The organism is Inquilinus sp., from assembly GCF_057815775.1.
In genome coordinates, this window is record NZ_JBYRFX010000493.1 from 1 (window position 1) to 8,696 (window position 8,696).

8 protein-coding genes and 1 pseudogene are annotated in these 8,696 nt (G+C 67.7%); 6 read left to right on the plus strand and 3 right to left on the minus strand.

What is annotated here, in order from left to right:
• The coding region (locus AC3XYG_RS17465; RefSeq protein ID WP_489141125.1) for a helix-turn-helix domain-containing protein at positions 1–1,026 on the minus strand (1,026 nt) is incomplete at its 3' end.
• A gap of 160 nt (positions 1,027–1,186) precedes the next feature.
• Here AC3XYG_RS17465 and aceA point away from each other — a divergent pair.
• Together aceA and AC3XYG_RS17475 are read left to right on the plus strand one after the other, a co-directional pair.
• On the plus strand, positions 1,187–2,464 hold the full coding sequence (gene aceA, locus AC3XYG_RS17470; RefSeq protein ID WP_489141126.1) for an isocitrate lyase: 1,278 nt from the start codon (positions 1,187–1,189) through the stop codon (positions 2,462–2,464).
• 31 nt (positions 2,465–2,495) lie between these two features.
• The gene (locus AC3XYG_RS17475) at positions 2,496–2,696 is read left to right on the plus strand and encodes a DUF4170 domain-containing protein (protein ID WP_489141127.1); all 201 of its coding nucleotides are present in this window, start codon (positions 2,496–2,498) and stop codon (positions 2,694–2,696) included.
• Between the two features lie 226 nt (positions 2,697–2,922).
• Here AC3XYG_RS17475 and AC3XYG_RS17480 read toward each other — a convergent pair whose 3' ends face one another.
• Entirely contained in the window at positions 2,923–3,741 is an 819-nt protein-coding gene (locus AC3XYG_RS17480; RefSeq protein ID WP_489141128.1) for a hypothetical protein, read from the minus strand.
• A gap of 668 nt (positions 3,742–4,409) precedes the next feature.
• Between AC3XYG_RS17480 and aqpZ the strand changes: the two genes are divergently transcribed.
• On the plus strand, positions 4,410–5,138 hold the full coding sequence (aqpZ, locus tag AC3XYG_RS17485) for an aquaporin Z (protein ID WP_489141129.1): 729 nt from the start codon (positions 4,410–4,412) through the stop codon (positions 5,136–5,138).
• Between the two features lie 36 nt (positions 5,139–5,174).
• On the opposite strand, the gene AC3XYG_RS17490 is transcribed toward aqpZ, so the two are convergent.
• Entirely contained in the window at positions 5,175–5,633 is a 459-nt protein-coding gene (locus tag AC3XYG_RS17490) for a GNAT family N-acetyltransferase (protein ID WP_489141130.1), read from the minus strand.
• A 111-nt stretch (positions 5,634–5,744) separates the two neighbouring features.
• Between AC3XYG_RS17490 and AC3XYG_RS17495 the strand changes: the two genes are divergently transcribed.
• The 3 genes and pseudogenes from AC3XYG_RS17495 to AC3XYG_RS17505 all read left to right on the plus strand — a co-directional run.
• Positions 5,745–6,998 (plus strand): winged helix-turn-helix domain-containing protein, encoded by a 1,254-nt coding sequence (locus AC3XYG_RS17495; RefSeq protein ID WP_489141131.1) that lies wholly within the window; start codon positions 5,745–5,747, stop codon positions 6,996–6,998.
• A gap of 123 nt (positions 6,999–7,121) precedes the next feature.
• A complete protein-coding gene (locus tag AC3XYG_RS17500) occupies positions 7,122–8,279 on the plus strand; it encodes an alpha-D-ribose 1-methylphosphonate 5-triphosphate diphosphatase (RefSeq protein WP_489141132.1) in 1,158 nt (385 codons plus the stop codon).
• Positions 8,280–8,376: 97 nt separating this feature from the next.
• Positions 8,377–8,696 (plus strand): annotated as a pseudogene (locus tag AC3XYG_RS17505) (c-type cytochrome); the annotation flags it as partial.

Here is an 8,696-nt window from a genome sequence, read left to right on the forward strand (position 1 = left end):
GTTGCCGGCCTTGTCGCTGCGGATCAGGAAGAACGGCACGCCCTTGGCGCCCTGGCGCTGCAGCGTGGTCAGGCGGACGCAGACCTGTTCGAAGCTGGCCTCGAACCGGCTCTGCAGCACCTCGATGTCGTAGCGCAGCGCGGTCGCCGCCCGCCAGAACCGGTCATAGGGCATCATCACTGCGCCGGCGAGATAGTTGGCCAGGACGATGCGGCCCAGCCGCTGCGCCGCGACGCCGGAAAAGCTGACCGGCGCCACCATCTCGTCCAGCAGGGCCCGGTACTTGATCAGCGCGATCTGGACTGCGAGCTGGAAGCTGCGGCTCGGCAGCGGCAGCATCTCGGACAGCAGGATGCGGCGGCCGTGCCGGTCATAGCGGCGCCGCACCGGCCCCATCACCTCGACCGGCATCACCTTGACCCGCAGCGCCAACTCCTCGTCGAGATAGCGGATCAGCCCGGGGAACAGGGCGCCCGGCTCGATCGCCCCGGCCTGCCAGATCTCCTCCGCCGCCGTCTCCAGCTCCGGGAAATGGTGGCCGTTGGCCTGCACCCAGTCGCGCACCTCGTCCAGCGGCGACCCGCCATCGGCGAAGGCGCTGTCCGGCGCCGATTGCTTCTCGGCCAACAGGCGCAGCGTCTCGCGCCCCTCGCGATAGGCCTGGTACAGCGCCAGCACCGCCTCGGCCGCCGCCGGCGCCTGGGCGGCCAGGTCGATGATGTCCTGCCGCCTCAGGCTGGCGGTGCCGGGCCGCGGTATCGCGAACAGCGGGTCGCCGAATACCTCGCTCAGGCCGCCGACCAGCCGCTCGCCCTCATCCTCGGCGAAGCTGGCGAGGTCGAGATCGAAGAGCTGGCCCAGCTTCAGCAGGATCTCGACCGTGACCGGCCGCTGGTTGCTCTCGATCAGGTTGAGGTAGGAGGCGGAGATGCCGAGCCGCTCGGCCAGCTGCGCCTGGTTGACCTCGCGGTCGCGCCGCAGCCGCCGGATCTTGTGCCCCAGCATCGCCTTACGCGCGGCCATCATTCTTCTCCGATTTACAAAATAACCATCAACAGAATTTACAACCTTTCTCTTTCACGCTCAACGCTGCGTTGACGCCGTATGGAGCCAGACCCAACATCATTCTCAGCTTCGCAGTGCAATACGGCGCGCTGCCCCGACCGAGATGAAAAGGATTTACAAGATGGCTCCCCTCGACTCCCCGATCCAGACCGAAGCCCGGACCGGCCGGTTCGACGGCATCGTCCGCGACTACAGCCCGGCCGATGTCGAGCGGCTGCGCGGCTCCGTCCGGATCGAGCACACACTGGCCCGGCTCGGCGCCGAACGGCTGTGGGAGCTGCTGGACAAGCGCGACTTCGTCAATGCGCTGGGCGCCACCAACGGCACCCAGGCGATGCAGCAGGTCCGGGCGGGGCTGGAGGCGATCTACCTCTCCGGCTGGCAGGTCGCGGCCGATGCCAACACCGCCGGCCAGATGTACCCGGACCAGAGCCTGTACCCGGCGGATTCGGTGCCGGAAGCGGTGAAGAAGATCAACCGCACGCTGCAGCGCGCCGACCAGATCGAGCACGCCGAGGGCGGTGCCAAGCGGCACTGGTTCGCGCCGATCATGGCGGATGCCGAGGCCGGCTTCGGCGGGCCGCTCAACGCCTTCGAGCTGATGAAGGCGATGATCGAGGCCGGTGCCGCCGGCGTGCATTTCGAAGACCAGCTGGCGTCGGAGAAGAAGTGCGGCCATCTCGGCGGCAAGGTGCTGGTGCCGATCCGCAGCTTCATCCGCACCCTCAACGCCGCCCGGCTGGCCGCCGACGTGATGGGGGTGCCGACCCTGGTGCTGGCCCGCACCGACGCCGAAAGCGCCAAGCTGATCACCACCGATGTGGATGAGCGCGACCACCCCTTCATCGACCGCAGCACCCGGACCGAGGAAGGCTTCCACCCGATCAAGTCCGAGAACCGGATGGAATACTGCATCGCCCGCGGCCTGGCCTTCGCGCCCTATGCCGACCTGCTGTGGATGGAGACGTCGAAGCCCGATCTCGGCCAGGCCAAGCGCTTCGCCGAGGGCATCCACAAGCAGTTCCCGGGCAAGCGGCTGGCCTACAACTGTTCGCCCAGCTTCAACTGGAAGGCCAATCTCGACGACGCCACCATCGCCAAGTTCCAGCGCGAGCTGGGGGCCATGGGCTACAAGTTCCAGTTCATCACCCTGGCCGGCTTCCACAGCCTGAACTTCGCCACCTTCGAGCTGGCGCGCGGCTACAAGGACCGGCAGATGGCGGCCTATTCCGAGCTGCAGCAGGCCGAGTTCGCAGCCGAGGCGCACGGCTACACCGCCACCAAGCATCAGCGCGAGGTCGGCACCGGCTATTTCGACGCCGTCAGCCTCGCCATTTCAGGCGGCAAGGCCTCGACCACCGCCCTCGGCGACTCGACCGAAGCCGCCCAGTTCCACTGATCTCCGCCATTAGTATCCGAAGGAGGATGCCATGACCCGCCCGAACAAATTCTGGATCATCGGCGGCGAATACGCCGACACCCGCTTCGACCGGCCGATCGACGGCACCACCAGCCTGCAGGGACCGTTCGACAATTACGACGACGCCCTGCACACGTGGCGCCAGCTCGCCTCCGCCACCACCAGCAACGCGCATCAGCGCTATACCATCGCGCACGAAGGCGCCCGTTGAGGCCACCCCGAAACTCTACTGCGACGGCCATCTGACGCGGTTTTAAGCGCTTCCTGTGCTCACGGACCTTCAGGTCCGTTCCGCGCCGGTTCTCGAAAACCACGCCAGCTGACTCGTCGCAGCGAGTTTCAAAACGGCCTCTGAGGGAGCCCCGAGGCGCGGCCGGGCCGGGCGATGCGGGCGCATTGCTCGGCCTTTCCGCGTTTTCAGATACCCGGGGTGCGGGCTACTTCGCGTCCTTGTTGAGGTCGGGCAGATCCTCGCGCTTGTAGCCCAGCGCTGTCGCGGCGTGGAGAATGCTGGAATCGACCGTGGCGTCGAACTTCGGGTCGGTCTTGGGGGCTTCCGGCACATGGACCTGGGGCGTGTAATTGTGCTTCGCCAGCCGGTCCAGCGCGTCCTTACGGTCGGTCTTCTGCTTGCCGGGGTCGGGGTCTTTGATGAGGTCCACCCGGCTGGTGAAGATCATCTGGCGGACCGCGTCGCTCTGTTTCCCATAGTCATATGATGCCAGGTCGATCGCGGCCTGGTCCTGCTTGTCCGCCGGCTGCGCGCCGAGATAGCCGGCCACCATCGCCTTCTGCTTGGCGGGATCCGGCTGGGCCAGAATTGCTTTCGACGCATCCGACGGCGATGCCTTGGCGTCGATTGAGGTCGGCGGCTGCGTCGCATCAGGGGTATCGCCGGTCGAATCGGCGTCGGGCGGCAAGGGAAGCATCACGAAATCCGGGTTCGTGTCGCCGGCGTGATAGGTGTGAATCAGGTCGGGATTGCTGAACTGTGTGTTGAGCGGAACGACCGTGTTGGCGATATCCGTGGGCGCCACGCCGAAATCCTCGGCAATCCGCCATTGCGAGTCGCCTTCCTCGGGAACGACGACGGTGCCTTGCTTCAGGAGGTCGGCGGCATCTTTCAAGCCATGCTGCTGGGCGAGGCTGTCCAGCTTCTGCTTCCATGCCGTGGCCTGCTCCGGCGAAACAGCCGTCGCCGTGCCGTTCTTGACCAGCGACCATTGGTTGTTCTTGAAATTGACCGTCAGCGACATCGACGTCTCCTCATGCCTCTGGGGAAGGGGCGCTGCCCTCGGCTGGCACTCTCCGGCCCTATTCCAAGGGGTTCGTCAGGAACCGATCTATCGAAGTATCTGCAACGATTCCGCCCGATCTGTAAATATAGCGGATCCAGAACCGTGATATGCGAGACTGGATTTCATCTATCATAGGCAAATTATTGCCTATATTTGCCGCGATCGGCGAAAATTTGCCTACATATATAGGGCCTATTCCTCTCATTTGTTTTCCGAAAGGCTGCCGATCTCGCGACAGGAGTCGACTGTTTCTTGATGATCGCCCAGGCGCGCAGAGGCCGGGCGTCGTTATCGATAGCGCAGGTGGCGGGAGGCTCCCGGCCCGGGGCAATGTCCGATGGCGCGGATCGCGTCCGGCGCTTGCGCGATCCAAAAGTAGGACATGATCGGAACAGCGGGATCCTCCGGATACCAAGTCGTCGCCTCCAGTCTTCTTCCGCATGCCATGTTGCCGGGTGGCGAGTTCGGGAGAACGTTCTCGGTCGCTATTGCAATCAGATGTGAGATGAATGTTTCATATTGTCTAAAAGTCACTTTATTGCGTGCGATTACAGAACTCACTATATTGGGCACTTGATCGTCCACGCCACCAACGGCGGATGGAGATCAAGGAGGAGGGAAACTCCATGCTCAAACGAGTGCTTGCCGAGGCGTTGGGAACGTTCTGGCTTGTTCTCGGCGGTTGCGGCACGGCCGTCCTGGCCGGATCGCATGTCGGATTTGGCGGCGTTGCTGCGGCCTTCGGCCTGACGGTGCTGACCGGCGCCTTCGCGCTCGGCCTGATCTCCGGCGGCCACTTCAATCCTGCGGTCACGGTGGGGTTGTGGGCGGCGGGCAAGACCAGCCCGGGCGATGTGGCCCCCTATGTGGTGGCCCAGGTGATCGGCGCGGTGGTCGCGGCCGCGGTGCTCTACGTCATCGCCTCCGGCACCGCCGGCTTCGATATCACCAAGGGCTTCGCGCTGAACGGCTATGGCGCGGGGTCGCCGGATGGCTATGGCCTGACGGCCGCGCTGGTCTCGGAGGTGGTGCTGACGGCGGTCTTCCTCGTCGTCATCGTCGGCGTGGTCAGCAACCCGGCGACGGCGCCCTTCGCGCCGATCGCGATCGGGCTTGCGCTGACCCTGATCCACCTGATCTCGATCCCGGTGACCAACACCTCGGTCAACCCGGCGCGCAGCACCGGCGTCGCGCTGATCGCCCAGGGGCTGTCACTGCAGCAACTCTGGCTGTTCTGGGTGGCGCCGATCGTCGGCGGCCTCATCGGCGGCGTGGTCGGCCGGTTCCTGACCGATCCGACGGCATCGCTCGCCGCCCCGAGCATCCCGGCACCGCCGGCTGCTCCGGCGGAGTGAGGGAGAAACCCCGGCGGCCCTGCCGCCGCCGGGGTTTCAACCCAGAGTCTTCTCCATGAAGACGCTCAGCGGGTCCGGGCCGTAATCGCCGAAGGGCCCGCGGTCGAGATAGCCGAAGCGACGGTACAGGCCGATCGCTTCCGGCTGGCGGGTGCCTGTTTCCAACTGGATCAGCCGGACACCGAGATCGCGGGCCTCAGCCTCGATCCGGGCCAGCAGGTCGCGCCCGACCTTCAGCCCCCGGGTCGCGGGGTCGACGAACATCCGCTTCAGCTCGGCCTGGCCGTCGCCCCCGAGCACCAGGGCGCCGCAGCCGACGGCGCGGCCGTCGCGCCGTGCCACGAAGAAGCGCACCTCCGGCCGCTCCAGCGCGGCGAGGTCGAGCATGTGGTTGCTTTCGGCCGGGTACAGGCTCGCCGCATAGGCGTCCGATTGCCGGATCAGGTCGAGCACCGCATCCTGGCGCGGCGATTCGGGGGCGATGGTGGTGGTCACGGCGAAACCTCGGGTGATTTGCCCCTGTTATAGCCGACGCGAACGGCGCGGGGAGGGGCTTGCGGCTTTCGCGCTTGCCCAGCCCGGGGTGGCTATGTTCTCGTATCGTTCATGGTCGACCATACGCCTCTCCCTATCGCCAATGCCGACGCCCGGCGCCTGTTCCTCGATCTGCACGCGCTGTCCGACCCGCCGCTCGGCCGGCTGACGGTGGAGGGATGCCAGGCGCTGGTCGACCGCATCGGCTTCGTCCAGATCGACAGCATCAACACGGTTGAGCGCGCGCATCACATGATCCTGTTCGCGCGCCGCCACGGCTATGCCCAGACCCAGCTGCCGCGACTGGTGGAAAAGACCCGCGGCCTGTTCGAGGGCTGGACCCATGATGCGTCTCTGATCCCGACCCGGTTCTTCCCTTACTGGTCGCGGCGCTTCGCCGATGTGCAGGCACGCACCGCCACCAGCCGCTGGTGGGCCGAGGCCGGTCCGGACTTCCCGAAGGTGCTGGAGCAGGTGCGCGAGCGGGTGGCGACCGAAGGGCCGCTGCTGACCCGCAGCTTCGAGGAGGAGCGCCAGCGCCCCTCCGGCGGCTGGTGGGACTGGACGCCGTCCAAGATGGCGCTGGAGTTCCTGTGGCGCACCGGCGTGCTGGCCGTGGCCCGGCGCGAGGGCTTCCAGAAGGTCTACGACCTGACCGAACGGGTGATCCCGGAGGCATATCGCGGCCCGGTGCCGGAGCCGGAGGCGGTGGTCGACTGGGCCTGCCGCTCGGCGCTGGAGCGGCTGGGCATGGCCCGGCCGGCCGAGATCGCCGGCTTCTGGGACCTCATCACCATTCGCGAGGCGGAGCGGTGGTGCGACCGGCTGACCCGCAGCGGCGAATTGTGTGTCGTCCATGTCGAGGGCGCGGACGGCAAGACCACCGCATCCTTCGCTCCGGCCGATATCGAGGTGCGGCTGGCGGCGGCCGCGCCGGCGCCGGATGTGCTGCGGGTGCTGTCGCCCTTCGACCCGGTGATCCGCAACCGCCAGCGGCTGGAACGGCTGTTCGCCTTCGACTACCGGTTCGAGGCCTTCGTGCCGGAGGCCAAGCGACGCTGGGGCTACTACGTCTTCCCAATCCTGGAAGGCGACCGCTTCGTCGGCCGGATCGACATGCGGGCCAAACGGGACACTGGCGACCTGGCGGTCGCGGGCCTGTGGTGGGAGCCGAAGGTGCGGTCCAGCAAGGCGCGGCTGGCCCGCCTCGAACGCCAGCTCGACCGCATGCGCCGCTTCGCCGGGGTCGAACGCATCACCTATCCCGAGACAAATTCGCCGCAGGCCGGCCCGAGTCATCAATTCGTCGCAAAGGCCGGGGCATAAGGGCGCCCGGAACCGGGCCGGCGCGCCGGGGCTTTGCGGCCCCGGCGGCGGCGCCCATATAGGCGGCAGGGGCGGGCCCGGCAGAGGCCCCCACGGCGCGGAAGAGCAGAGAAGGACTGACCCATGGCGGGGGATCTGATCGTCGCCCATGCGCGGATCGTGACCGCGGATGCCGAGCTGACCGGCAGCCTCGCCGCGTCGGGCGGCGTCATCACGCATCTGGACAGCGGCGCGGCGCAGCCGGCCGGGGCGATCGATTTCGAAGGCGACTACCTGCTGCCGGGGCTGGTCGAGCTGCACACCGACCATCTCGAGCGGCACTACACGCCGCGGCCGGGTGTGCATTGGCCGGCGGTGGCGGCCGTCATGGCGCATGACGCCCAGGTGTCGTCGGCCGGCATCACCACCGTGTTCGACGCCCTGGCGCTGGTCGGCGGCCGCAGCGGCGAAGACCGGCTGGAGACGCTGCGGCCGATGGTCGACGGCATCCGCCAGGCGCAGAATGGCGGCATGCTGCGGGCCGAGCATTTCCTGCACCTGCGCTGCGAGGTGACCGATCTGCGCGTGCTCGAGCTGTTCGAGCCGTTCCGCGACGATCCGCTGGTGCAGTTCATGTCGGTGATGGACCACGCCCCCGGCCACCGCCAGTTCGCCGACCTGACCAAGTATCGCGAGATCTACAAGGGCATGCTCGGCATGACCGACGAACAGATCGACGCGCAGACGGCGGAACGGATCGCGGCGTCGCGCACCCATGGCGTCACCAACCGCGACGCGCTGACCGCGATCGGCCGCGCCCGCGGCCTGCCGATCGCCAGCCATGACGACGAGACTGTGGCCCATGTCGAGGAGGCGGCGGCGCTGGGCATGGTGGTGTCGGAATTCCCGACCACCCTTGCCGCGGCCCGGGCGGCACGCGCACACGGGCTGCAGGTGCTGATGGGCGCGCCGAACCTGGTCCGCGGCGGGTCGCATTCCGGCAATGTCTCGGCCGGTGAGCTGGCGCGCGAAGGGCTGGTCGACATCCTGTCCTCCGACTATGTCCCGATCAGCCTGCTGCACGGCGCCTTCACTCTGGCGGCAGGTGGGGGCGAGGATGCGCCCGGGATCAGCCTGCCGCAGGCGCTGGCCACGGTGACGGTCAACCCCGCCCGCGCCGCCGGGCTGGTGGATCGTGGCCGGATCGAGCCGGGGTTGCGGGCCGACCTGCTGCGCGTGCGCCTGGTCGACGGCGTGCCGGTGATCCGGGCGGTGTGGCGCGAGGGCGAACGCGTCGCCTGACCGGCGGCAATCCGCCTCGTCCGGGAATAGATGGGCCTCCCGAGGGATCGGGTATAACAAGCGAATCGCGAGCTCCCGACCCTGGAGGCCAGCCAGCATGCAGCCGCTCCCCATCCTCCAGGCCCTCGGCCTGACCATCATCCTGGGCCTGACGGCGGGCGCGGCCCGGGCGGCCGACCCCGTGCAGCCGGACCCGGCCTCGGCGGACCCGGTCGCGCGCGGTGCCTATGTCTTCGCCGCCGGCGGCTGCGCCGCCTGCCACACCGCGCCGGGGGCCGATGCCAAGGTGCTGGCCGGCGGCCGGGCGCTGAAGACGCCGTTCGGCACCTTCTACACCCCGAACATCACGCCCGACCCGGACACCGGTATCGGCAAGTGGAGCGAGGATGATTTCCGCCGCGCCCTGCGCGAGGGCGT